Origin of the sequence: Aminobacter sp. AP02 (assembly GCF_003148805.1) — a bacterium.
GTDB lineage: Bacteria > Pseudomonadota > Alphaproteobacteria > Rhizobiales > Rhizobiaceae > Aminobacter.
The window spans coordinates 51,409-75,821 of the sequence record NZ_QGGX01000013.1 but is presented as its reverse complement, the minus strand read 5'-3'; the positions used below and the strand labels follow the sequence as shown (position 1 = coordinate 75,821).

29 protein-coding genes and 1 tRNA gene are annotated in these 24,413 nt (G+C 60.5%); 10 read left to right on the top strand and 20 right to left on the bottom strand.

Annotated elements, in window-relative coordinates; all coding sequences use genetic code 11:
• Positions 1–12 precede the first annotated feature (12 nt).
• From C8K44_RS17435 to C8K44_RS17400, 8 genes are all read left to right on the top strand, one after another.
• On the top strand, positions 13–507 hold the full coding sequence (locus C8K44_RS17435; protein WP_109577080.1) for a YbaK/EbsC family protein: 495 nt from the start codon (positions 13–15) through the stop codon (positions 505–507).
• A 107-nt stretch (positions 508–614) separates the two neighbouring features.
• Complete coding sequence (locus C8K44_RS17430; protein ID WP_109577079.1) at positions 615–2,459, top strand: sensor histidine kinase; 1,845 nt, start codon at positions 615–617, stop codon at positions 2,457–2,459.
• The gene (locus C8K44_RS17425) at positions 2,456–3,817 is read left to right on the top strand and encodes a sigma-54 dependent transcriptional regulator (RefSeq protein ID WP_109577078.1); all 1,362 of its coding nucleotides are present in this window, start codon (positions 2,456–2,458) and stop codon (positions 3,815–3,817) included. The genes C8K44_RS17430 and C8K44_RS17425 overlap by 4 nt, the downstream gene beginning before the upstream one ends.
• 211 nt (positions 3,818–4,028) lie before the next feature.
• A complete protein-coding gene (locus C8K44_RS17420) occupies positions 4,029–5,006 on the top strand; it encodes a tripartite tricarboxylate transporter substrate-binding protein (protein WP_109577077.1) in 978 nt (325 codons plus the stop codon).
• Between the two features lie 197 nt (positions 5,007–5,203).
• The gene (locus tag C8K44_RS17415; RefSeq protein ID WP_109577153.1) at positions 5,204–5,665 is read left to right on the top strand and encodes a tripartite tricarboxylate transporter TctB family protein; all 462 of its coding nucleotides are present in this window, start codon (positions 5,204–5,206) and stop codon (positions 5,663–5,665) included.
• Between the two features lie 10 nt (positions 5,666–5,675).
• Positions 5,676–7,187 carry a tripartite tricarboxylate transporter permease gene (locus tag C8K44_RS17410; RefSeq protein WP_109577076.1) on the top strand — a complete coding sequence of 504 codons (1,512 nt, stop codon included), beginning with the start codon at positions 5,676–5,678 and terminating at the stop codon, positions 7,185–7,187.
• A 318-nt stretch (positions 7,188–7,505) separates the two neighbouring features.
• Positions 7,506–7,988 carry a hypothetical protein gene (locus tag C8K44_RS27540; protein ID WP_158282749.1) on the top strand — a complete coding sequence of 161 codons (483 nt, stop codon included), beginning with the start codon at positions 7,506–7,508 and terminating at the stop codon, positions 7,986–7,988.
• Between the two features lie 166 nt (positions 7,989–8,154).
• On the top strand, positions 8,155–8,604 hold the full coding sequence (locus C8K44_RS17400) for a CAP domain-containing protein (RefSeq protein WP_109577075.1): 450 nt from the start codon (positions 8,155–8,157) through the stop codon (positions 8,602–8,604).
• Between the two features lie 580 nt (positions 8,605–9,184).
• On the opposite strand, the gene C8K44_RS17390 is transcribed toward C8K44_RS17400, so the two are convergent.
• The 20 genes from C8K44_RS17390 to C8K44_RS17300 all read right to left on the bottom strand — a co-directional run bounded on the left by C8K44_RS17390 (position 9,185) and on the right by C8K44_RS17300 (position 23,015).
• Entirely contained in the window at positions 9,185–9,817 is a 633-nt protein-coding gene (locus tag C8K44_RS17390; protein WP_109577073.1) for a hypothetical protein, read from the bottom strand.
• Positions 9,818–9,929: 112 nt separating this feature from the next.
• Positions 9,930–10,538 (bottom strand): hypothetical protein, encoded by a 609-nt coding sequence (locus tag C8K44_RS17385; RefSeq protein WP_109577072.1) that lies wholly within the window; start codon positions 10,536–10,538, stop codon positions 9,930–9,932.
• 2 nt (positions 10,539–10,540) lie between these two features.
• Positions 10,541–11,488, bottom strand: a complete 948-nt coding sequence (locus C8K44_RS17380) for a hypothetical protein (RefSeq protein WP_146203956.1) — start codon at positions 11,486–11,488, stop codon at positions 10,541–10,543.
• 329 nt (positions 11,489–11,817) lie between these two features.
• Positions 11,818–11,979 carry a hypothetical protein gene (locus C8K44_RS27535; protein WP_158282748.1) on the bottom strand — a complete coding sequence of 54 codons (162 nt, stop codon included), beginning with the start codon at positions 11,977–11,979 and terminating at the stop codon, positions 11,818–11,820.
• A 187-nt stretch (positions 11,980–12,166) separates the two neighbouring features.
• Complete coding sequence (locus C8K44_RS17375) at positions 12,167–12,664, bottom strand: hypothetical protein (RefSeq protein WP_109577070.1); 498 nt, start codon at positions 12,662–12,664, stop codon at positions 12,167–12,169.
• A 218-nt stretch (positions 12,665–12,882) separates the two neighbouring features.
• A complete protein-coding gene (locus C8K44_RS17370) occupies positions 12,883–13,071 on the bottom strand; it encodes a hypothetical protein (protein WP_109577069.1) in 189 nt (62 codons plus the stop codon).
• Between the two features lie 46 nt (positions 13,072–13,117).
• Positions 13,118–13,450 carry a hypothetical protein gene (locus tag C8K44_RS17365; RefSeq protein WP_146203955.1) on the bottom strand — a complete coding sequence of 111 codons (333 nt, stop codon included), beginning with the start codon at positions 13,448–13,450 and terminating at the stop codon, positions 13,118–13,120.
• Positions 13,450–15,585, bottom strand: a complete 2,136-nt coding sequence (locus C8K44_RS17360; protein WP_109577067.1) for a phage tail tape measure protein — start codon at positions 15,583–15,585, stop codon at positions 13,450–13,452. The genes C8K44_RS17365 and C8K44_RS17360 overlap by 1 nt, the downstream gene beginning before the upstream one ends.
• A 120-nt stretch (positions 15,586–15,705) precedes the next feature.
• On the bottom strand, positions 15,706–15,972 hold the full coding sequence (locus tag C8K44_RS17355) for a phage tail assembly protein (RefSeq protein WP_109577066.1): 267 nt from the start codon (positions 15,970–15,972) through the stop codon (positions 15,706–15,708).
• Complete coding sequence (locus C8K44_RS17350; RefSeq protein ID WP_109577065.1) at positions 15,969–16,157, bottom strand: hypothetical protein; 189 nt, start codon at positions 16,155–16,157, stop codon at positions 15,969–15,971. The genes C8K44_RS17355 and C8K44_RS17350 overlap by 4 nt, the downstream gene beginning before the upstream one ends.
• A complete protein-coding gene (locus C8K44_RS17345; RefSeq protein WP_109577064.1) occupies positions 16,154–16,552 on the bottom strand; it encodes a hypothetical protein in 399 nt (132 codons plus the stop codon). Before C8K44_RS17345 ends, C8K44_RS17350 begins: the two co-directional genes overlap by 4 nt.
• 113 nt (positions 16,553–16,665) lie before the next feature.
• The gene (locus tag C8K44_RS17340; RefSeq protein ID WP_245417524.1) at positions 16,666–17,703 is read right to left on the bottom strand and encodes a major capsid protein; all 1,038 of its coding nucleotides are present in this window, start codon (positions 17,701–17,703) and stop codon (positions 16,666–16,668) included.
• An 11-nt stretch (positions 17,704–17,714) separates the two neighbouring features.
• A complete protein-coding gene (locus C8K44_RS17335; RefSeq protein ID WP_146203954.1) occupies positions 17,715–18,470 on the bottom strand; it encodes a hypothetical protein in 756 nt (251 codons plus the stop codon).
• 179 nt (positions 18,471–18,649) lie between these two features.
• Complete coding sequence (locus C8K44_RS17330; protein ID WP_109577061.1) at positions 18,650–18,964, bottom strand: hypothetical protein; 315 nt, start codon at positions 18,962–18,964, stop codon at positions 18,650–18,652.
• Positions 18,957–19,586, bottom strand: coding sequence for a hypothetical protein (locus tag C8K44_RS27325; protein ID WP_146203953.1), 630 nt, complete (start codon positions 19,584–19,586; stop codon positions 18,957–18,959). Before C8K44_RS27325 ends, C8K44_RS17330 begins: the two co-directional genes overlap by 8 nt.
• Positions 19,583–20,479, bottom strand: a complete 897-nt coding sequence (locus tag C8K44_RS17320; RefSeq protein WP_109577059.1) for a helix-turn-helix domain-containing protein — start codon at positions 20,477–20,479, stop codon at positions 19,583–19,585. Before C8K44_RS17320 ends, C8K44_RS27325 begins: the two co-directional genes overlap by 4 nt.
• Positions 20,479–20,670, bottom strand: a complete 192-nt coding sequence (locus C8K44_RS17315; RefSeq protein WP_109577058.1) for a helix-turn-helix domain-containing protein — start codon at positions 20,668–20,670, stop codon at positions 20,479–20,481. Before C8K44_RS17315 ends, C8K44_RS17320 begins: the two co-directional genes overlap by 1 nt.
• A gap of 98 nt (positions 20,671–20,768) precedes the next feature.
• Positions 20,769–21,548, bottom strand: a complete 780-nt coding sequence (locus C8K44_RS17310; RefSeq protein ID WP_109577057.1) for a hypothetical protein — start codon at positions 21,546–21,548, stop codon at positions 20,769–20,771.
• Between the two features lie 8 nt (positions 21,549–21,556).
• The gene (locus tag C8K44_RS17305; RefSeq protein ID WP_109577056.1) at positions 21,557–22,774 is read right to left on the bottom strand and encodes an integrase arm-type DNA-binding domain-containing protein; all 1,218 of its coding nucleotides are present in this window, start codon (positions 22,772–22,774) and stop codon (positions 21,557–21,559) included.
• A 165-nt stretch (positions 22,775–22,939) separates the two neighbouring features.
• Positions 22,940–23,015 (bottom strand) — tRNA-Thr (locus C8K44_RS17300).
• Positions 23,016–23,174: 159 nt separating this feature from the next.
• Between C8K44_RS17300 and C8K44_RS27735 the strand changes: the two genes are divergently transcribed.
• Both C8K44_RS27735 and C8K44_RS17295 read left to right on the top strand, forming a co-directional pair.
• Positions 23,175–23,342: a hypothetical protein gene (locus C8K44_RS27735; RefSeq protein ID WP_199227127.1), complete on the top strand. Its 168-nt coding sequence runs from the start codon at positions 23,175–23,177 to the stop codon at positions 23,340–23,342.
• 143 nt (positions 23,343–23,485) lie between these two features.
• Positions 23,486–24,259, top strand: a complete 774-nt coding sequence (locus tag C8K44_RS17295) for an NAD kinase (RefSeq protein WP_109577055.1) — start codon at positions 23,486–23,488, stop codon at positions 24,257–24,259.
• Positions 24,260–24,413 lie beyond the last annotated feature (154 nt).

Here is a 24,413-nt window from a genome sequence, read left to right as displayed (position 1 = left end):
TTGGAAACGAACATGAGCCTGCAGTCCGTCAAAGCCTTCTTCGCCGAGCATGCCCCCGACATCGAAGTCATCGAGACGCCAACTAGCTCGGCGACGGTCACACTTGCGGCCGAGGCCCATGGGGTCGAGCCCGCCCAGATCGCCAAGACCATCTGCCTGCGCGTCGGCGATCGCGTCCTGCTGGTCGTTGCCCGTGGTGACGCCCGCATCGACAACCGCAAATCCCGCGATGCGTTCGGCGGCAAGCCACGCATGCTTGATGTCGAGCAGGTCGCCGAGATCACCGGCCATCCGGTGGGCGGTGTCTGTCCCTTCGGCCTGGCGACACCGCTGCCGATCTATTGCGACGTATCGCTCCGCGCTTATGACGAGGTTGTGCCGGCTGCCGGTGCCACCAATGCGGCAGTCAGGATCGGGGTCGAGCGCATGGCAACGCTGGTCAATGCCGAATGGTGCGACATCTGCCAGGATGCGGCAGGCAAGGCAGAGGCGGAAGCTGCGGAATAGCGCCGCCTTAGCCGGCACCTAAGACGTCCAGCGGAGTTCCGGGCCTTGGTTGTTTGAACGCAACCGACCGCTATACTCGGCAGTATCAATCAGGTTCGGGCGCATCGATGCCACAATTTCTTGGAGGACGCCGTTGGCTGTGGCCGGGTCTCGCTGTGGCGACCCTGGCTGCGGCCATCGTGTTCTTCGGTGGCGCTCTCGCCAACCGGATCTACCTCGACGAGGCGGCATCGCGCGGCCAAACCACACTGCGGCTCGCCGTCGCCGCACTCTCCGGCCAGATGAACCGCTTCGAGCCATTGCCCGAACTGATCGCCGACCATGACGATATCAAGGAGCTGGTCAGCGACCCGGACAATCCGTCACTACGGGCAAGTGCCAACGATTATCTTAAGGAAATCAATGCGCTATTGAAGTCTTCTGACATCTACGTGCTAGTCCCCGGCGGAGAGACGATCGCGGCCTCCAATCACGACCAGCCGATCAGCTTTGTTGGCGAAAACTTCTCTTACCGGCCCTATTACCAGGATGCCATTCGTGGCAATCAAGGGCGCTTCTTTGCGCTCGGCACCACGTCGCTTAAGCGTGGCTATTATTTTTCCTCGCCGATCCGCATCGGCATGGAAATTCGTGGCGTCGTTGTCTTCAAGGTCGACATCGACGCCATCGAGGCGTCGTGGAAAGGCGGCGATCAAGAAATCATCGTCACCGACCCCGAAGGCATCATCTTCATGAGTGGCCGGCCAAGCTGGCTCTACGCCAGCCTCCGCCCGCTGACCGACGAACGCCTTGCCCGTACCGAAGCCTCTCGCCGTTACGCTGACGCTATGCTGCGAGAGCTGCCGGTTGCGCGAAGCGTCACCAATGAAGGCAATTCGCTGCTGCGCATCACCGAAGATGGCAAGTCGCGGGAGTTTCTCGAACTCGCCGAACAGATGCCTGAGGCGCGCTGGACGGTTCGCGTGCTCGCCGACACGGCTTCGGCGCATACGCAAGCACTGGCGGCTGTCATCTCCGCCCTGCTCGCGCTCGGCCTTGCCGGTCTCGGCGGCGCGATCATCCTGCAGCGCCGCGCCCGCCTCACCGAGCGCATGCAGATGCAGCAAAGCGCGCAAGTCGAGCTTGAGCGTAGGGTTGAGGAGCGCACCGCCGATCTGGCACAGGTCAACAGCCGGCTGGAGACCGAAGTTGGCGAACGCCGCGCCACCGAACAGCAGCTCCGCCGGACGCAGGCAGACCTTATCCAGGCCGGCAAGCTCGCAGCCCTTGGTCAGATGTCGGCGGCACTTTCGCACGAATTCAATCAGCCGCTGGCAGCCGTGAAGACCTATGCCGAGAACGCCGCGACCCTGATCGACCGTGCCCGCATCGACGAAGCGCGCGACAATGTCGCCCGCATTTCCAAACTCGCGGATCGGATGGCGTCGATCAGCCGGCACCTCAGGAACTTTGCCCGCAAGCCCAACCAGAAGCTCGGGCCGGTATCACTTGAAGAGGTTGTGCGCGACACCGAAGAAATTGTGGCAGGGCGCCTCAAGGCGGCAGATGCTGTGTTGGTTGTCGACCTTGGTCCGACGCCACTCGCAGTCAAGGCGGGTTCAGTGCGGCTGCAGCAGGTGCTGGTCAATATCGTCACCAACGCTGCCGATGCCGTCGACGGTCTTGCCGACCGGAGCATCGAACTCAGCGCACGGCGCAAAGGCTCGAAAGTGACCATCTCGATTCGCGATCACGGCCCAGGTGTGCCGGCAGCGATTGCCGAACGCATCTTCGATCCGTTCTTCTCAACCAAGGGCGTCGGCAAGGGGCTAGGCCTTGGTCTTTCGATTTCCTATAATATCGTCAAGGACTTCGGTGGGAGTCTTTGCATTTTGAATCACCAAGAAGGTGGCGCCTTGTTCACCATCGAGCTAGACGCGGCGCGTGCGGCCGTCCGTGAGGCTGCGGAATGAAGCCGCCCATCGTTCTTCTGGTTGACGACGAGGACGAACTCAGGCGCTCAACCGCCCAGTCGCTCGATCTTGCCGGCTTCACGGTCGAAGATTTTTCGTCAGCCGAACGCGCGCTCGACTTTGTCACGCAAGGTTTCAACGGCGTGGTCATCACCGATGTGCGCATGCCCGGCATGGACGGCATGACGCTGATGAGCCGGATCCGCGAGATCGACGCCGACATTCCGGTGATCCTTGTCACCGGTCACGGCGATGTGCAGCTCGCCGTTCGCGCGATGCGCGAAGGCGCCTATGATTTTGTCGAAAAACCCTTCGTTACCCAACATCTCACCGAGATGGCGGCGCGCGCCACGGACCGCCGCAACCTGGTGCTGGAAAACCGCGAGCTGCGCGCCGTCGCTGGCAAGCGTGACGACATCGAAGCACGCCTGCCCGGCCGCAGCCAGGCAATGGTCGACCTGCGCTACAAGCTGCGCGCTGTCGCCGCGACCGACGCCGATGTTCTGATCATTGGCGACACGGGCACGGGTAAGGAGGTCGCCGCGCGCGCCCTGCACGATATCAGCAGCCGCGCGACAAAACCCTTCGTTGCGATCAACTGTGCCGCCCTGCCTGAAACGCTGATCGAAAGCGAGCTGTTCGGCCATGAGGCTGGCGCCTTTCCGGGCGCGCTCAGGTCACGCTACGGCAAGTTCGAGCATGCGCGCGGCGGCACGGTGCTGCTCGACGAGATCGGTTCGATGCCGGCGGACCTGCAGGTCAAGCTCCTGCGCGTGATCCAGGAACGCGTGATCACCCGCCTGGGCTCCAACGAACCGATCGCGCTCGACGTGCGCTTCGTGGCTACCAGCAAGGTCGATCTCGACGCCGAAGTTGCGGCCGGCCGCTTCCGCGCCGACCTGCTCTATCGCCTCAATGTCGTTACCTTGCGCATGCCGGCCCTTTCGGGCAGGCGCGAGGACGTGCCCCTACTCTTCCTCCAGTTGGCCCGCGAGGCCGCAACCCGTTATAGGCGCGAGGACGTCGAGGTGCCGCCCCTGGCAATTGCTGAAATTGCCCGCCGCGACTGGCCCGGCAACGTGCGCGAACTGCGCAACGCCGCCGACCGCTTCGTGCTCGGCCTTGGCCTGCAATTGCCCGACGGGACAGCCGAGCCAGATGGCAGCGGTGATCGCCTTGCCGACCGAGTCGCCGACTTCGAGAAAAATGCCATCTCGGCAGCTCTTCTTGCCCATGGCGGCAGTCTCAAGCCGGTCTATGAACAGCTCGGAATCTCGCGCAAGACGCTTTACGAAAAGATGCAGCGCTACGGCCTCGGCAAAAACCGCCTGGGTGACAGTGACGCCCAAGAGGCATGATCACCTGTTCCATGTGTGGAAATGCACACATGGCGACGGCGCGATGTAACCTTTTTCACCCATCCGTGTTGCGATTGGGCGAAATTGACCGCTCGTAATGTTCCTCTCGCATTGAAGCGCGCCAATCCCCCTGCTCGTAATTGCCCATCCACCGCCGGCGCCGGGAGGGACCAGGCGCGGGTGGAAGCACAACAGATCCCGGGAGGATTTCATGAAGAGACTGCTCGCCTCGCTGACGGCCGCCGCAACGCTTGCCGTATTCCCGCTCGCCGCCGACGCGCAGGCCTATCCTGAGCGCACCATCACCGTGGTCGTACCGTTCTCGGCCGGTGGCCCGACCGACACGGTCACCCGCCTCGTCGCCGAATCGATGTCCAAGGACCTCGGCCAGCAGGTCATCGTCGAAAACGTCGGCGGCGCCGGCGGAACACTCGGTGCCGGCCGCGTCGCCGCCGCCGATGCGGATGGCTACACGCTTTTGCTGCACCACATCGGCATGGCCACCAGCGCCACGCTCTACCGCAAGCTCGCCTATGACACGCTGAACGCCTTCGAATATGTCGGCCTCGTCACCGAAGTGCCAATGACAATCGTCGCCAAGAAGGACCTCGCACCGACAGACCTCAAGGGCCTGGTCGAATACGCCAAGGCAAACAAGGACACCGTGACAGTCGCCAATGCCGGCATCGGTGCGGCCTCGCATCTGTGCGGCATGCTGTTCATGAGCGCCATCGGCACCCCGCTGGTAACTGTTCCCTACAAGGGCACCGGCCCAGCCATGACCGACCTGCTCGGCGGCCAGGTCGACATTATGTGCGACCAGACCACCAACACCACCAAGCAGATCCAGGGCGGCACCATCAAGGCTTATGCGGTCACCTCTCCCGCGCGCCTCGACGTGCTGAAGGACGTTCCGACCACCAAGGAAGGTGGCCTTGACGGCATGGAAGTCGGCATCTGGCACGGACTCTACGCCCCCAAGGGCACGCCGGCCGAGGTGACCGAGCGGCTGTCCAAGTCGCTGCAGGCAGCCCTAAAGGACCCCAACGTCGTTGCCCGATTTGCCGAACTCGGCACCGCGCCGTCGTCCGAAGCCGACGCCACCCCGGCTGCACTCAAGGCCAAGCTCGAAGGCGAAATCGCCCGCTGGAAGCCGATCATCGAGAGCGCCGGCCAGTTCGCCGATTAAGCGCAAGCGCCTCGGACTTGGGGTGGACAGGCGTCGCCTGGCCACCCCCGCAAGTCCGGTTTCCACTTCGCTCACCTCCCTCTCTGTCCAGGGAGGAGATTGGCAATGCCTCGGCCTGCCGCATTCTCCCTAAAGGACCTGGCCTTTAGCAGGGCGGATGAACCGGCATGGCCAGATGGAACCTCAAAGAGGAAACCATGAACAAGCTTTCCATCGACCCCACCAACGGCGCATGCGGCGCGATCTTCGTTGCCACCGGTGCTTTCTTCGCCGTCCAGTCGCTCGGTCTCGAACTCGGCACAACATTCCGCATGGGACCGGGGTATTTTCCGCTGGTCCTGGCTTCCGTTCTGATCCTGCTCGGCCTCGTCGTCATCGTCCAGGCAACACGAGTTGAAGGCGAGCCGATTGGCCCGGTCGCCTGGCGCGGCATGGCCTTCATCCTGCTGGCGCCGATCTTCTTCGGCCTCACCGTGCGCGGCCTCGGCTTCGTGCCGTCGATCTTCTTGACCTGCCTGATTGCCGCCTTCGCATCGACGCGGATGAAACCGCTGGCCGCCATCATCCTCGCTGCCGGGGTTACGCTGTTTTCGGTCGTCGTGTTCAGCTACGCGCTCGGGCTGCCGTTCCAGCGCTTCGGCCCCTGGCTGCCGTTCTGAGGAGGATGTGATGGAACTCTTCGACAATCTGGCGCTCGGTTTCTCGACCGCTTCGACCATCGCCAACCTCGGCTTCTGCCTGATCGGCGTGTTGCTCGGCACGCTTATCGGCGTATTGCCCGGCATCGGCGCAACCGCCACCATCGCCATGCTGCTGCCAATCACCTTCCAGATCGGCGATCCGGTCTCGTCGTTGATCATGCTCGCCGGTATTTACTATGGCGCGCAATATGGCGGCTCGACCACGGCGATCCTGATCAACATGCCGGGCGAATCCTCATCCGCTGTCACCGCCATCGACGGCTACCAGATGGCACGCAAGGGCCGTGCAGGTGCGGCGCTCGCCATCGCGGCCATCGGCTCGTTCTTCGCCGGCACCGTTTCGACATTCCTCGTCGCCATCTTCGCGCCGCCGCTGACGGCAATTGCGCTGCAATTCGGCGCCGCAGAATATTTCTCGCTAATGGTCGTCGGCCTCGTCTCGTCGATCGCGCTTGCCCATGGCTCGATCGTCAAGGCATTGGCCATGGTCGTTCTCGGCCTGCTGCTCGGCCTCGTCGGCACCGACATCTATACCGGCACACCGCGCTTCACCCTTGGCATCCGTGAATATGCCGACGGGCTCAACTTCGTCGCCGTTGCGGTCGGCGTCTTCGGCGTGGCCGAGATCCTGCGCAATCTCGAAAGTGAAAAGACTCGCGAAGTGCTGATGGCCAAGGTTACCGGCCTGATGCCGACACGCCAGGATTTCCGCGAGATGACAGCGCCCATCCTGCGCGGCACCGCCATCGGCTCAGCGCTTGGCATCCTGCCCGGCGGCGGCGCGATCCTTGCGGCATTCGCCTCCTATACGGTGGAGAAGCGCGTTTCCAAGAACCCGGAGGAATTCGGCAAGGGGGCGGTTGCAGGCGTTGCCGGGCCGGAATCGGCCAACAATGCGGGTGCGCAAACATCTTTCATTCCGATGCTGACGCTCGGCATCCCGGCCAATCCGGTCATGGCACTGATGATCGGCGCGATGATCATCCAGGGCATCGTGCCCGGACCCAACGTCGCGACCGAGCAGCCGGCACTATTCTGGGGCATCATCGCCTCGATGTGGATCGGCAATCTGATGCTGATCGTGCTCAACCTGCCGCTGATCGGCCTGTGGGTTAAGCTTCTGACCGTGCCCTATTATGTACTGTTTCCGATCATCATGGCGTTCTGTGCCATCGGTGTTTACAGCGTCAATTCCAACGTCTTCGACCTTTACGCCGTCGCGTTCTTCGGCCTCATCGGCTATGCGCTGGTCAAATTGCGTTGCGAGCCAGCTCCCCTATTGCTCGGCTTCGTGCTCGGCCCGTTGCTGGAAGAAAACCTGCGCCGCGCCATGATCCTGTCGCGCGGCGATCCCACCACCTTCGTCACCCGCCCGATCAGCGCCTTGCTGCTTGCATTGGCTGCCTGCGTCCTGATCGTGGTGCTGCTTCCCGCCGTACGCAAGAAGCGCGACGAGGTCTTCGTCGAAGAAGAAGCTTGAAGCCGCTGCGCGCCGACCAAAGTTGGAAGGCGCGCAGAGGATGCGGCAAGGTCGGCAGCCCTCCACACAAATTGGTATATCCGGTGCAAAAACTCGAATGGTGATTTGACCATGCGGCTGGACGGCGCGAACATTCCCCGTCGGATGTGAACGAGGGCTCTTACACCAACCATCCCGTTCGATCGCGCAGCATATGACGCGACGACTGCTTTGGCCCGCTGTGTAAATTGATCCCCCCGCCCTCACGGCGGGTTCTTTTTGAGTCGAGGCTTCTGACGAGGGCACATTTCCTGCGAGATACAGGGCGATGGCTATGATTTGCTGCGGAAGGCGTCCAGTCTAGCCCACCTGCCCGTATTTTCAGACGAACATCATGATCACGATGCCCCCGACGACCAAAAGAACAAGTCCGGCAATCAGCATTGGGATCAAGGTGCTGTCTTGGTTGGTGTCAGGCACGAGCGTTTCTCAGATCTGTCACCCGGCAAGATGATCTCGGCCTGTCGGGCGCTCTTTGCGCCAGCGCAAACAAAACCAAGTCGGGCGAACCTTGCAGGTCGACATCCGCAATTGGATTGGCATGGGAGCGACGAAAAAAAGCCCGCGCCGAATGAAAATACAGCGCGGGCGAGCGACAGTTGGGATCAAGTGCAAACAAAGGGCGATGCACCCGACAAGATTGATGATAGTCAAATCCAAGCGAGACTTTTTGCGCTGGATCAAATGCTCGCGCGAATTTCGGTCGTGGAAACTCGCGCCGCTGTCACGCTAAGCAAAAATTCCTGCAACCGCGGGAGTTGAACCGCGAGATGGAAATCCGCGAAACGTCGGCACAAGCCCAAACTTGGACACCTTGTGAGATCACCCTTTGTCCTGCAATTCTGCTGCAAGATCGGGCGGGTGGTGAGAGCGGAAGCGGAGCCAATCACCGGGCTGCGCAAGCCGCAAGAACACTGGTGCAAACACTATGAAGAGTTGGATATCAAACACTTCGAGGACAGTCGCAATCGCGATTCTCGTCTCCGGTTGCTTAGGCATGACACAGGCCATCGCCACGGCCGCCGACTTTGGCCCAGAGACACTTGCGCTGATCAATGCCTACAGGGGCAGCCGCGGCCTTGCGCCCCTAACCTCCAATCGTACGCTGCAGGCTTTGGCGCGGCAGCATAGCCGGTACCAAGCGGCAAGAAACAGACTCGGCCATGATGGTTTCCGCCAGCGATCGGCCCAGGCGAAGGCCGCCGGGCTCAGCGTGGTATGCGCGGAGAACGTTGGTTACAACTATCAAAACGCACAGCAACTTTTTACAGGCTGGAAGAACTCCGCCCTCCACAGGACGAACTTGCTTCGGCCCAATCTGCGCTACGCGGGTGTTTCCGTAGTTGGCCCATATTCGACTTTCTTCGCTTGCAGATAAGGCCGTCTCCCGTTTCCAGCGATGCCATTCGAGGCTAGGCGCGGAGAGGAAATACCTTTGCAAGGCGCGAACTAACGATTGTTCGAGCAGTTTTTCTGGCCAGAAGCCGAGACGGCCTCAACACCAAATTCAGCAGCGACTTGTGAAATGGTGCCCCGGCAGGCATTCAACTGCAGCGGCAACACTCTGAAATGATGTCACATTTTTGACCATCTATTGGAAAGATACCCCCAATAGTACCCCCACTTCGGATTAGTACCCCCCGCCAAACGACAACGAACGGCCTGTTTGGTCCCGGAGGTATGGCCGAAAGACATGCGGGCAACCATGTCGAAGTATCCTCAGACGGTATCGTCGTAATGAAAGGAAATCTTCGATGTGCACAATACTTTCGAACGAACTCTATAGCCGCTTATTCAGGGAGAGCGCATTTCGGACAAAGGCAGAAAACAAGACAATCCTCGCTAGCGGACTAGCCGAAAATGGACTTGCCGGGCCCGCCATCAAGGAAACGATCTTGGGACGAAACGCGGCGAGGTCGGAGGTCACCTGGCTCAAAGGCTGACAGGCAACCTTTCATTCAGGCCCCCGCCCTCGCCTGCAACGCAACCACAGCCAGATCGCGATATCTGATCATCGCCTTCGGGCTGCTCGACACCGGGTTGATGTCGATGGCCTTGAGGCCCTCGATGTCGCCGGCCTTGGCGAGGGCGACAATGTTGGTGAGCTTCTTACGGAAGCGGGCGTGGGTCGGCGCAGAGAAGTCAGGCACCGGCGGCAGGATGCCCTTTGCTGCGTTCTCGGTGATCTCGGCGCGGCGTGCCTTCGGCGCCGCGTCATTGACCTTGCCGGCGGCCCTACGGGGCGCTGTGGGGCATATCGCCTTCTTGCCTCGCCCATCGGCCGCCATAGCCCGGCGCTCGCGCATGGCCCTCCCTATATCGGGAATGGCCGCATCCGCGCCTGTGACCCGCTGCATAGCCTTCGGAACCGGAATGGAATTGCCCTCGGGCGTGATTGCATAGACGAGGCAGTCGCGGCCCTTGTTCTCGGCTCGGATTTGCTCCGCGATGTCGATCGCATCAGGAAGGGTGGGCGCCTCCTGCTTGAACACGTCCGCCGGGCCCCGGCGCATGTGCACGACGAAATGCGTCGCCTGGGCGATTGCGATAAGATCGGCCTGATCGGCGGGGTGGATTGTCGTCTTCGGCATGGGCTGTCCTCCTTTGGCGGTGAACAGTCCAGTTATCGGCACTGGTGGAAAGAGCAACTCTGGGCGCTGGAACCGCAGGCACAGTCGCCAGGGGAAACTGGAGCGAACTAATTCAAGCGGCTTTCGTGTCGCTTCCACTCTTCGGCGCTGGTTTGAAGGAAACTACGCGATTTGCACGGTGAATTCGATCGGTAAGGTAGAAAAGTCCGAGCAGCGCGTTCGATAGAATATTTCCTAACAGGACCGCATAGAAGATCCAGAAAAAGACGAATGATGTGGTAGACCACTTCGGCGCAAACTCGGCTACGAGATACGTCTGGATCGCAAAAAATGCGAAGCCAAGCGCGTACGTGACTATTGATGCGAGCGCCAAATAACCAAACAGGTAGGACAGAAAACGGCGACGCGAGAGCCTGTCGGGTTTACCTGCCCGATCAATCAACGTCACAGGCTCATCACCTGTCATCGGCTCGTCCATTTCGGCATTGCCAAAAGTCGCCACAGCCGCCAACGAAGCGACGAAAAAACCAATCAAGATGCTCAACAGGTCGCTCGTTCGACCAAGAATGTCGAGGCTTGTCATGGCATCCAAAAGGAACTTTTCAGAAAGAAGTGGCAGCGCGGCAATAATCGCAAACGCGATTGGAAAATAGAGATCGAACTTGATCTTTTCTGGATGCTTAATCCTCAAATATTTCAGGGGAACCAGAAGCCGCCACATCGCTAGACCAGCGCTTTCTTCATTTCTGTGATCAGTTCGTCACTCAACTCTGCGCAGATATCAGGCAAAGGTGTGGCAAATGACACTTCTGCAGTCTTAATGAAAAACGCTTCGCCTGCGTCCGCCTTTGCAGTGTCTACCTTCGCGCTCTGCGGCCGGCTGGAAGATGCCTCTTTCCAGCGAACCCTCATGGTAGCATAGCCGTTCGTATTCGCCCATAGCCGAACCTTTTCGATCAGGCTGAGACCTTCCCCCTTCGGCAAAGTCTTCGAAACAGAAACGTTCAGAGCGCGCCTGGCAGTTTTTAGAAATTTGTCTTCGTCCATCCCAAAATCGACATCTGTGTAGTCGACGAGTTCGATATGAAGCAGCTTACCTTGTTCGAGCGAGTTTTTTAGCTTGTCGGATGCATGCCCTGCCAGTTCCACCATTGGGCGGGTCTTGACTGGTCGCTTGTCGTCGCGCGGAAATGTGAATTCTTGATCGTCACAAATGATTTTGAATTGCGAACGTAGGAAAGACTGGATCGGCGTCCGTCCGAAGCCGGTAATATCCTCCAGAACTGCGCGATAGAGGTGACCTTTCTCCTTCGTCGGGGTCAGGCGAATTACTGCGTGAACAGAGAGCCCCCCGACCTCGTCCTCTTCCTTTTCGAAAACGCGCACTGCCCCAGTTTTGAAGTGCGTGACACCTGTGTCCGCCTTGTCGTGATCTCCTAGGCAGAAAAGCATTGCGACAGCGGGCTCACCGCCTGCGAGTTTTATAGATTTCATGGAGGAAAGCCTGATGATACGCCGCTCGGCGTCTATCACTTCAACTGCTTCTCCTGCATCGCACCGCTTTTGAAGGAATGGAATGAGGGTTCCGAGTTCGATTGCTGGTGCATCGCTTGGATGAGGTGCCATCACCAGATCAAAGAAAAGAATGTTCCGCCGGTTTTTCTGAAGCATATTTGTTTCCCTAGCCGACTTTACTTCGGCACAGCGAGATCACGGTGTCAACGAGCAGCTGTGGGCAAAGTGCGCGCTCTACCGAATTTCCATTCACGTGTTGATCGCGCCCGGTGACATCGCAAAGTAGGCGGAAGCCAAAGTCGGACAGATTGATGGGCTAGAATGAAACAAGGCCGGTCATTGACCGGCCTTGTGGCCTCACCCTGCGCGTACATCCGGCGTCAGGGGAAGCTGATACATCGATTATGGCCGGCCCATTGGACAAAGCAAGTCGGTGAAATGAATATGGGCGCGCAGGCCTGCCCTTGAAAGTAAAAGCGTGCCGATCAGCTTGCCTGGCGGCGCGCCTCGCCTGCGGCGCGGGCCGCCAGGTGTTCGATCGACGGCTGATTGAACTTGGCGGCCCGGAGCGCAGCAATGACGGCGGCAGGGTTGGAAAGGTCGGTATCGGCCCCATTGAGGGCCTCGCCCATCAGGAAGACCTTCATTTCATCAGTCCACTCGCGGACGGATGGGCGGCGGGCGCGGGTATGCATATGAATGGTCATGCTATGCTCTGTTTTGCTGCTGAAACGACGCAGGATCGCGTCAGGGACCAGTTCAAGGCGGTCGTGGGGGAAGTCAACTCAGAGCATCGGACCTCGGCAAGGACCTTCTCGTTGGTTCGAAAGACGCTCATTCGTCACCATCCTCTTGCGTGTCGCTCTGGCCGGTCGCAAGGCCGTGGCGGATACGGGCGAAGCTCCGCCGGAGGCGCCTGGCATCAGCATCAACGATTGCCTTGACGCGGGTACGCTCGGCAGGCTGCTTGGCGATGAGCGGTGGCAACGTGTCTGCGAATTTCAGCATCTCGCTCGTCATCTCGTCGAACACCCCAAGCGCCTCGCGCAGGTCGACAAGATAGGCGTCTTCGCGATCCATCCGACGCTGGATCGCCTCGGCTTTCGCATCGCGCAGGCGGCCGTCTGCCGCCTCGCGGCCGGCGTTTCGTCCTTTATCCTTGAGAAAACGGAAGTAGCCTTGGCAGGCGCCGATAAGGCTGTAGCGCCCATGGCCGGCCCTAGGAATATGCCCGGCCCTGACAAGCTGACGGACGCGATCAGTGGAAAGCATCAGGAGACGGGCAAGCCCTTCTGTCGATACGGTTCCGGCGGCAGGTGTGGCAGCGTTCATATGATCAACAATCCTTCATTTCCTTGGGTTTGAGGCGTCTCGAAACGAAAACGAAAGTGGGTTTTTGAAAACTCGAAAAACGTGCAATTCCGGGGCCGCCTAGCCATGGCCCCTGATTGCTGCCCCTAGAAAGGTACCTAAGCCGGGGAGGCCCCTCGGCCCTGCCGTAGCGAGCGGCGTATCGACGCCGCTTGCGGTAGGAGCTTTCGCAGCGCAGATCACTCGTCCTCGGACGTGACCAACTCGACGCTGTCTTCCGACTTGATGCGGGTCGCGACGAAGACCTCATCTCCGTTCGGACGCTTAAAGGTACGTCCATTCACCTTGAGGGTGAATGAGCCGACTTCCTCGGCGCCCTCGGGGTTGTTGTTCGCAAAGACCTGATTTGCGAGTGCGTGGATGCTCATGATCTGACCTCGTGTGGTTGTGTTGGAGTACGGCTGGCGGGTGGGCTCATGTGCTCATCATCATCGACGCTACGAGTGCTCCGACCGCAGGCCCGCCCTCGATTTCGAGGTGCATGGCATCGGCATGCCGGGCCAGTTGATCTCGCCGCGCCTCGTCGCCGGCGATGAGCATGTTCAGCAGCCGACCTAAGGTCGCCGCGAGTTGGGCCATTTCCACACGCACGCAGGCGTAAAGGGCGTGGTCGTCAGAAACCGACTGGCCACATTGGCAGACGAACGCGGGCGTGACACCGGCACTAGGCGCGCGAACGCCGACGAGCGCATTGCAGGCAACGCAGTGCACCGGCGCAGCCTCTCGCCCCATGTATGACGGGACCATCATATACCCCCGTCACCCCCGTCGCTGAACATCCCCTCGACCAACGCCTTTACGCGGCTGCCGACAGCGGCACCGATGTCGGCGGCCGAGGCGTTGGTTGTCGCATAGACGGTAACGTTGATAGGCGCGGCGACCTTTTGCGGATTGGTGACCTGCACCTGCTGGACGCCGGTCGGCTTCGTCTGAACAACGGTTTCCCGAAGCGCCGCCGCAACATCGACCTGCGGCGCGTCTGCGCCGCCCTTCGATATGCGGAAATGATCCTTCGCGCTGAACCGTTCGTCAGCCGCCGCGCCAAGGAAAAACCGCTTTTGCTGCTTGATAGAATTCCACCAGTTTTCGACGCCGCCAAACTTCTCGTTGGCCGCATCGGGATCGTAACCGGCGGCGCGGAAACCACTGTTGATCGCGTATTCGCCGACTACCGTGGCGATTGCGCCAGCGATGCCGCCCCGCAGACCGGCGCGCAGCTTGCTCGCAAACCCACCGCCTTTCGGTGCCGTTGTCTTGGGTCCTGTCGGTTTCCCGCCGCTGGCTTCGGCAACGGCTTCAGGCGTACCCCATAGCGTCCATTTCCCCGCCTTCGCCAAGGCCGTGACGATGCCAAGCGCAGCCCTCGCACCGGAGACTATGAGCAGGGCCCGACCGAGTTTGGCGACTGCGCCGGCCAGCATGACTATGCCGGTGGACGCCACGAACAAGCTGAAACCTTGGCCCGAGACCTCGCCGAGGAACTTGGCAACCGGGCTTTCCTTGTTCGCGTCCCAAAATTCCTTGATCGCCGCGCCGCCTTCGCGGAACTGAGCAAAGATGCGGCCAAGCTGATCGCCAGCGCCGCTGCCGTCTGCCTTACCGAAAAGCAAGTCACCGATTGCGCTGACCGTCTCGCGCACGCCGCCATCGAAACCAAGGCCCTGCGTAAAGCCTTGCATGGCGGTCGAGAACCTGTCGAAGATGGAGGCGCGCTCGCCGAGCGTATCGAGGACATCGCCGACCCCGAGAGCGGCTTCCTTAATATCCGGCAGCATGTTGTCGCCCATGCCTCGAAAGACATCAGCGACTTTGTTCTTCAAGATGGTGAGGACGTTCGATGTCGTGTTCGCCCTCGCGATGTATTCCTTAAATGCCGACCCCGAATAATTCGCGGCGTCGCCGGTGAGCTTGAGCAGGCGACGGAGCTCGTCCGCATTCTTGAACAGCGGCGCCAGGCCGCGCGCCTCGTCTCCGAATAGCGCCGTGGCGATGCTGATCTGCTGATATTCCGGCAGCTTTTTGATGCGATCGAGAACATCGAGCGTCGTGCCGACCGCATTTTTCTGCATCCCCTTGGCAGTCTTCACCGCGTCGAGGCCGAGGGCCTTAAAGGCGGTGCGCTGCGATTTGGTGGCCTGCGTCCCCTTGGTCAATGCCCGGGTCAGGTTGCGGAACGATGTCGCCGCGACCTCGGGCTCGAAGCCGGAGCCGACCATGGCGCCGCCGAATGCAATGGCATCCTCGGCGGCGAAGCCTGCCGTTTCGGCGAAGGCTGCCACGCGATTGGTGAATTCGAGCATGTCTGGCGCGGACGCCGCCGAGACGTTCGACACCTCGTTGATCGCGTCCGCGAGAAGGAAGGTGCCTTTCAGATCGCGCCCGAGCGCGGTCTTAATCTTGGCCAAGCTTTCGCCCGTGGTATCGACCGCCGTTTCCCAAGCGGTCGAGACCTTCACAACGCCATCGGAAAAGCCCTCAAGTTCCTGCGTCGCAACGCCGGATTGCGCAGCGGCGGCGTAGATCGAGGCAATGCCATCGGCCGTGACAGGCAGGTCTTTCGAAAGGCCGATCACAGATCGGCTCATGTTCTGGAACTGCTCGTCGTTGACATCGACGACCTTGCGCACGTCCGCCATGGCGTCTTCGAAGGACATCGCCGCGCCGGCGGTGGCCCTGATCCCCTGCGTGACGCCCACGTAACCGGCGGTCATTGCAACGAGGCCGCCAGCAAACCCGCGCATAGGAGCGATGGCGGCTGCCTGGCCGCGATTGAAGCGGCCGACCTGCCCGTTGATGCCGGCAATGGCTGCGCTGATGCCCTTCGCCGGCCCAGACGCCCGATCGAGCAACTGCACGATCAGTTTTGAAGTGAGCGTTGCCATGTCAGTCCTTTAGCCGCTTCTTGAGCCTCGCCAGCGCATCAAGCTCCGCGAGGGCAAAATCCGGCGTGTAGTCGGCGACGATGTTGCGCGGTGTGCAGGTTTCGCGGGCGATGTGGATGGCTACTTCGTGCCATCCTGTTCCACGTTTCCCACCAAGTCCTTTGTGTCTCGGTCGATCCGTATGAAGTCGCGCGCCGAGATGGTCTTGAAAACCGGATAGGGAATGTCAGCCATGGCCGCGAGGGTGGCGGCAACCTGTCCAGTTTTACTCGCGCCGCCGACTGTTTCGCCGGCGATGAGGTCGCCAACTGTTGGCTCGTGGAAGGTCAACGAGGTGATTTCCTTGTCGCCATGGGAGATTGGCTTTGACAGCGTCACGGTCGTCATGGTCGGTCCTTTAAAAATGGCCCGCCGAAGCGGCCGGGCTTGCGATTGCCGGTGGAGAGGGTCGGATCGGTGCGCGATGCCGGGAAGGCGCGACCAGCGTGCGGAATGGCCTGCCTGGCGGCTAGCTTGCGCAGATCGTTGCGGAGCAGCCGCGCCTTACGGTCGAGGATGACGCGAGCGGTCATCGCACCGATCCCTGGCTTCCTCCCGCGCGTGCGAAGGCGTCAGCCCACCCGGTGCTTTCTGCGCTGGCAACCGGGAACGGCGACCCGCCAAAGCTGCCGAGTGGATCGGAACCATCAGCGGCGATGCGGTTGGCAAGCGCTGCGGCGGATAGCGATTGTTTCGGTGTGGGGGCGACATTTGCGGTGACGAAAGCGACAACATCGTCGCCCGACATGCTGTCGTTCTTGGCCGCAAGATCGAGTGCGGCGCCCATCAAACGCGCGTCACTCCTGAGTTTCTCATCACCGGCGATCGAGGCGAACCGTTCCTTTACCGCCTTGCGGCCAGCGGCCTCGCCCTCCGCTCGTGCGGCAGCGATGGAAGCCTGACCGGGCTTGTTCGGATCTTCAGACATGACGGTCTCCTGTGCTTGCCCCCTTGGGGCGTGAGAATGATTTTGGGGATCGTCCGAAGCGACAGCGCTTCGGATCGCGGCGAGAAAACTGCGGGACATGGGGGGCTCCCGGATCAGGTGCGCTTGGCGCGCATCAGGGCGCTCGGACGGGTCGCGATATGCAGGGTGTTGGTCTGCGTCTCGCCGTGAACGCCCTTGCCGTTGGGCATCGGCCACTGCATGGCGTAAAGACGCTGACCGGGCGTGTTGACGGTTTCCATGTAGTCAGCAGGCGCGTGGTACGTCCTAAACAGGCCCGGGACGCCGACTGGCACAAACTTCGCCGAATTGGTGTCGATGCCGATTAGTGCGCCGTCACCGGTGTCGTCGATCGCGCCATAGTTTTCCCACACGATGCCGCCGAACTCGAACATCGGGTTCGACGAGCGGTTCTTGCCGATGTAGCTCTCGCGCAGGATTTGCGCCTCGCCCCATCCCTTGTACGTCTCGCGCACTTCCCGATGGCAGAGCAGGTCATCGAAGAAATTGTCGCCAACAAAAGCATGAAGGCTTTCAAATGAAACGCCGCCGAGTTCTTTGCGGACATCTCGGATGACGGCCGAACACTTCTTGCGGAGGATACCATCCGATGGGTTGGCGGCATCGAGGTCAAAATCGAGCTCGTCGGGCTGAGCCATTCCGAATTCGCTGAACAAGTTCAGCTTCAGTCCGCCCTTGTAAGTGACGATGCCCTGAATGGCGCCCAGGCGGGCATATTCGTCGGTCAGGTCGAGATCGGCAATATTGACCCTAATCTTTTCCGCGACGAGGCCCTGCACGGTCTTCATCGCACTCTCGGAACCAAACTCACGGACGCCCTGCACCTCATCCGCCATGACCGACCAACTACGCTGGAAATGGGGGATGGAGAGGTTCGAGATGGACCGTTTTGGCATGTCTCTCGTCTCGCCGGGTGCGCCGCGAGGCGAAGGAGCAACGAGCTGGATGGTGTCGCCGATGCGTTCGATCGCGATGGTCAGGGTTGTGACGGAAGTCGAAGCGAATAGGCCAAGCTCGCCGAGGCGGCCGGAATACACGCGCTGCGATTTGATCGCATCGGTCAGCGAGGTGACGCTGAATGCGTTGTTGTTGAAGATGTCGAGCATGGACATTTTTGGTGCTCCTAAGCGAGTTCGAGCAGTGCGCGCGCATCGGCGCCGCATCGGCGGGTGATGATGGTTCCAGCCACGTGGGCGGCGGCGATGGTTGCTTCTTCGTCCCGCTCAATCGTCAGGCGTTCGGCAATGAGGTCGGCTATGGCGGCCTCTTTGGCGGCCACGGACATCGCGTTGGCGGCGTCTTTGATCTCGGCGGTGAGCTTGGCGACGAGGGCGTCGCGGTTGAGCCACAACACAAAAGTGTCGGTCCGCGCGGCGCGGATGAGCGCAGCGCCGATGCTGCCAGGATCGCGGTGATCTATGGCCGGGCAGCCTGCCTCGGCCAGCCGGTCAACTTCGTAGGTGATCTGTGCTCGCAGGTCGTCCGCCGGCGCCGGGGCAAGCTCCACGGCCTCGATCTGTCCCGTGACCTCGTCGATGCGGGTACGGGCTTGCTCGACCAGCTTCCGGTGATCCGCGCCAGCCTTCACCACCGGTGGCGACCTGTGCTTGAACGGGCGCTGTAGCTGCGGCGCCTCGGCTAGCCACTTGGCGGCCCGATCAAGGCAGTCGTGCGACTGGAACTCACGCTCGGCGCGGCCGACCTCGGCTTTGAGGCGAGAAATTTCAGCTTCGACGATTTTCAGCGGCGCTCTCGCAGCTTCGATCTCATCGGCATAACGGCGATCTGCCGGCATTTCGGAAAGCTGTGCCTCAATGGCGTTCGACATCGCGTCGTGGCGGGTGAATGCCTCGCGTAGCCTGACGTTCACAGCAGCCAAGGCCGCATGTGCGGCCTGGCGAGCATGGTCGAGAGTGATAGCCTTTTCGCGGCTCGCTTCCGGCAGGCGGGCAAGGGTGGCGTCTGGAAATGTGGGGAGCACGATGGAATAGCCTCCTGAGTTCCACAGGAGGCTATTCGTTGCAGGTGTCGGTGGGGACTATCGCCGTTTGGTGCGACCTATTGCGATGTAATGCGCGGCTTCGGAAGGAGGAGAGCGAGGCGCGGCCGATTTATGTACCACTGGCCGAAGCGGTAGACACCAATGATGCGGCGATACTTGCGGATCGTAGTCTCGGACCATCCGCTTTCGTGAACGGCTCCCTTGACGCTCGTCCAATCGGGGCCGGTGATGACGATATCGGCCGGCGGCCACGCGTCATCGCCAGCAAGCTCGACCGGAACGCCGCCCCGCAGCGCAATCAGTGCGCTGCGGGCATGTTCAAGGGCAGCAATAGCCTTGTCAATCACATCGCGGTCGCGGTCATCAGTCATTGCTCGGACCTGCAAGTGGGCCGGCCGGATCGAGCTCATCGTTCGCCCACTGAATGCGCGTCAAAAGTTCACCTGCAGCATGCCGATGACCGAGCAGAAGATTTCGCGCCTTGCGGCATTCTGCGAGCACTGTGGCCACAGATGGGAAGAAGTCATCTCTGCGGACAATCTCGCGGATCGCGTAAAGCACATGGGCTGGACCGAAATGCAGACTATATCCGGCGGCCTCAGTGCCCTCGATGTCACCGGCCATGAGTTCGGAAATCAACACCTGCACCTTCATCGCGTTGATCGCCTTGCTCCCGTTGGCCATGACAGCAGCGAGGTGGAAGCAAGCTTCTTGAATGACACGCTCGTTGATCGGCGCCCTCAATGCCTCGTCGCAAAACCAAAATTCGGTAGTGAGTTCTTTTTTCGTGGGAAACTCGGCTCGAATTAGCTTCGCAACTTCTTTCCGCGAGCGCCCTGACTTTCGGGAAAATTTGCTCGATTTCGCAACATCGCGTGCAAAGGCAATACGAGCCTTTGCTACTGGGAGCATATGATCAGCGATCTCGCGGCCTGTCGAAAACTCAGTGAGGGCCGTCCTTACTTGGTCGGCAACGGTGATCTCGGTGCTCATGATGCAACCCCCCGCAGACCGCAGATGCGTGCGATGCGCTCCAATTCTGTTTCCCTCTGCGGCTGGCGGGCCGCCGAGAACTCAATCACCTTTCCACTCTCGTCGATGATCGGTGCCGCGCCTGCGCGCGGTGCCTCGTCTTCCCACCGCCGATTGGCGAGCCATGTCGCTGCGTGTGCGGTGAACCGCGCTTCCTGACCGGATCGGTCGGCTGCATATCTCATACATCCTTGCAAGATCACGTCCGGATCAGCACCTGACCGGATCGCCAGCACATAGGCAGCGCGAGCTTTCGGCTCATTCACTCGGCGTGGATAGTGCTTCCAAAAGACAGGGAAGGAACCGTCTATGTCCGGTCCTTCTTCGATTGATCCGCGACCAAAACCCCGCTCTCGCGGAGAGTGTTCATTTCCCGTGTTTAATTTCCTGTATTCACCTTCCCGTGTTCTATTCCCGTATTTGAGTGCGGATTTCTTCACCCCTCCCACGCTGTTTTCTTCACTAGGGGGAGTGCCGTATTCTTCACTACCCCTAGTGAAGTTTTCCACACTCCCATGGTGAACGCTGTTCACCTCACCGGTGCCGTTTTCTTCACTCCTGCGGGGAAGGTGGATCAGGTATCGATTGACCGAATATCCCGAGCCGGGCGCGCCACCCGAAGATCGCTCGACCGTCAGCAAGCCGTCATTTTCGAGCACCTTGACCATATCGATGACGCCGCGCCTGGTTATCGACGTGCCTCCGGCAAGGGTCTGATACGATGGATCACAGCGCCCCGTTTTTGTGTTCATGTGGGCCAGAAGCCGAAAGAAGACGAGCTTCGCGGCCGGTGGCAGTTCGGAGGCCGTAACGGCCTCCATGGCCTGCCATTTGTCTAAGAGCGAGGCGGCCATCACGCTGCCCTCCCCCGCCGGATTTCTGGGAGCGTTCCGAGATAGCGCGCAATCTCGCTGTCGGAGATCAGAGTGCGCGACCCGATCTTCCTAACAGCAATCTTGCCGGCCTTGATTTCGAGGAACAGTTTCGACCGGCTGATGCCAAGGGCGGCTGCGGTTTCTTTGATTGATCGAAGGTGATTTGTCATGTCGGCACCCTTATTGATGGATGCCGTGAACCTGCCGTGGACTGCCTAAATCACATAGGCGGGCATTTTTTGCGCAAAACCGCTGAAAATCGCCGCCTCTATGGGTTTGCCCCTCGGGCTGCCAATTCCTGTTGCTCCCTGTTCCGTTTCCGGGCAGTGCGAAGGCCATCAAGAATGCCCCCAGGCGTCTTAATCTTGAGCTTGTCGAGCCGCTCCTGCACTTGTCCATCCTGCGGAAACGACGCGCGTACACGGTCGGCGACCTTTATGAAAAACTCGGCCACGAACACGATGGCTGGTGTCTCTTTTCCGCGATGCTCATTTGACGGAAGCTCGTCGAGCCGTTCCGGTGCAATTGCAGCGATAAAGCCAGTGATGTCGTCAAATAGCTGCGCCTCGCCCTGCACTAAACGAAAATCTGCGCGCGGCGGCTTTTCCCGAAGGAGAGCCGCCGCAAGGTCACCGATTGCCGACGCGCCAACGGTAGTCGCAGGATCGTAACCGTGGTGATCGGCGAGTTCGCGTAGGAGATCATGAGCTGCTTGCGCGCCGGGATTGTGGGCGGTCGAGAGAATTGTGCGCGCAGGATCGTTCGCGAACCGCGCAAATTCATCACCGCGCTGGCGTTCATATCTCGCCGTGGTTTCTGCATCGGGGGTATCGAAGAATGCCGCGAGATTGCGTACCGAGGCGCGGACTGCATCGTTGAGCGCCCATGCCATGCGTGTATCGACAGCAATATCGAGCGCACCCGCCAACTCCGTCACCTGATCGGCCGACAGTGGTGCGACCGGGTATTCCCGGCCGTCGATGCGGCTGCGCGCCTGCTCGATAGACGTGTCGAGATGGAGCCAATTCACATCGACGATGCTGCCCAACCGCCCACTCATCGCCGTGCCTCGAACGGCACGATCTCAGCACCCTTCCTCAGCGTGTCGAGATAGTCGGCCCACCAGCCCATCATCTCTACCCGTTCCGGCCAGAACGCGCCACGCTGGTAGATGCGCCTGATTTCGTTGCCGTCCTGATGTGCAAGTTGCCGCTCGATCGCGTCGGTCGACCATTTGCCACTTTCATTCAAAAGCGTGCTGGCGGTGCTGCGGAAGCCGTGGGCCGTCATCTGATCGGAGGTGTACGCGAGCCGGCGCAGGGCGGCGTTCATGGTGCCGTCGCTGATCGGCCGGGTGCCAGATCGCACGGATGGAAACAAGAGCTTGCCTCGGCCAGAGATGGCATAGAGCTCGCGCAGGAGCGCAATAGATTGGGCCGGCAATGGAACTCTATGTTCCTCGCGCATTTTCATGCGCTCGGCGGGGACGGTCCAAACCTTCCCATCGAAGTCGATCTCCCGCCATTCGGCCTGGCGAAGCTCCCCGGGTCGAGGAAAAAGGACTGCGGCAAGTTCGAGTGCGATGCGGACCTCGGGGCTACCGTCATATCCCCGAATGGCGCGCAGAAGCGCGCCAACCTCCTTTGCCGAGGTCAATGCCGCGTGATGGCGAACGGTGGGCGGCGCCACGGCGCCGCGCAGCGCCTGCGACGGATCAGCGTCGGCAAGGCCACTGGCGATTGCAAAGCGAAAGACCGCGCCAATAGTGCTTCGAAGCCGGTGGGCCGTTTCCAGACGGCCACGCTTTTCAATATGACGCAGAACGGCCAGGATTTCAGGCGCCATGATCTCGCGAACTGGTCGCTTGCCAAGAGCCGGCCGAGCAAAGTCCAGAAGCCACTCAACTTTGTTGATCGTGGCCTGAGCTCGACTTTTCCGCTTGAGCAGGAGCACATACTCCTCGGCGATGGCGCCAAAAGTGTTCTCGCGGCTCAAGGCGCTGGTCAGCTTCTCGATACGCTTTTGCTCGCTGGGGTCGGTACCCTCGCGGAGAAGGCGTCGAGCATCATCTCGCTTTTCTCTTGCCTCCGCGAGCGAGACCTCAGGATATGATCCGAACGAGAGAACCTTCTCCTTGCCACCGAAGCGATAGCGCATGCGCCATAGCTTGCTGCCGCTCTCGGTAACAAACAGAAAAAGACCAGCACTATCGGCTACTTTGTGGGATTTGGGACCGGGCTTTAGATGTCTAATCGCTGCGTCGGTAAGTGGCATTTGGGGGTATCGCCTCATCTGGGGGTATCGCGATACCCCCAGTGATACCCGCAAATTCGTTAGATGCAACGGGACCCGGTTGGACAGCCATAGACTACTGGCACGCTAAGAAGCCCAGAAATCCGCCATACTGTAGACGCTTCTGGACTTGCTTGATAGGGTGAGTGGTGCCCCCGGCAGGAATCGAACCCGCGACCTTCGGTTTACAAAACCGCTGCTCTACCAGCTGAGCTACAAGGGCAATTCGCTCCGGTTAGCACATTTTGCGGCGCAGTAAAGACAATTTCGAGCGAGCAATGATGCATCCCCAGGCAACGTTGCCTGAGAGGCCTAAAACAGCGCATCCCCACTCACTACATGTCGCTCGCGGGTCGAACATGCCCTGCGCCGGAGGTGGTACATGCTCAGGGTCGTGGTTGTTGCCGTGGTGGTGATCGTCGCTTGGCTGCTGTTGCTCAAGCTGTTTCACCAGATCAAGGAAGCGCGGATCGATTGGACCGGCATCGCCGCTTTCATCGGCTTCATCGCCCTCGCCTTTTATCTGCGCCACGCTACTGGTCTGGGCTGATCTCTCTGCCAGCGTGCAGGCGCAGGACGGATAACGTTCGGCCACGACGCCAGCCGACACTCGCTCCCTTTGCTTCGCCAAATCAGCATGCTACCCCGTTGCCGGCGGACGACATCGGCGTTCGGACCGCCTGTAGGGAGCACATGGACGCCAAATCGCTGACATTTTCGCTCGCATCGTCGGGCACGGCTGAAGCAGACGCCGCCGCCGAGCGCCTTTCCAAGCGCTATGGACAGATGCCTTACGATCAGGCCGACATCATCGTGGCGCTTGGCGGCGACGGCTTCCTTTTGCAGACGTTGCGCGAAACCATGAGCACCGGCAAGCGTGTCTATGGCATGAACCGCGGTACAGTCGGGTTCCTGATGAACGAGTATCATGAACACGCCCTCCCCGCGCGCCTTGCCGCCGCCGTCGCCGAGACTATCCGTCCGCTTGAAATGGAAACGCTCGATAGTACCGGCGAAACCAGGCAGGCGCTTGCCATCAACGAAGTCTCGCTGTTGCGCCAATCCTACCAGGCGGCGCGGTTACGGATCTCGGTCGACGGCAAGGTCAGGCTCGAAGAGCTGATCTGCGACGGCGTGATGGTGGCAACACCCGCCGGATCCACGGCCTACAACTTGTCGGCCCACGGCCCGATCCTGCCGCTCGACGCGCCACTGCTGGCACTAACCCCAGTCAGTCCTTTTAGGCCACGGCGCTGGCGTGGAGCCCTGCTACCGAAGACCGCCGTTGTTCGCTTCGACATTCTGGAAGAGCCCAAACGCCCGGTAAACGCAGTCGCCGACCATACCGAAGTCAAGTCGGTGGTCTCCGTGGAAGTCAGGGAATCCGCGATGCACACCGCAACCTTGCTGTTCGATCCCGGTCATTCCTGGAGCGAGCGTATCCTGGCGGAGCAATTCAAATACTGAACATTAGGCCAAAGCTTGAAGTAAACAGACGCAATAGCTGTTCGGCTGCCAGTTTGAGTTGACAATTCGCGCACTTACGCCTATCGCGTTGCGGCATATTGCAGGCGAGTTGCGCCTGTCGTGGTCAAAGCGCCGCGCCCTTGAACGAGCAAAG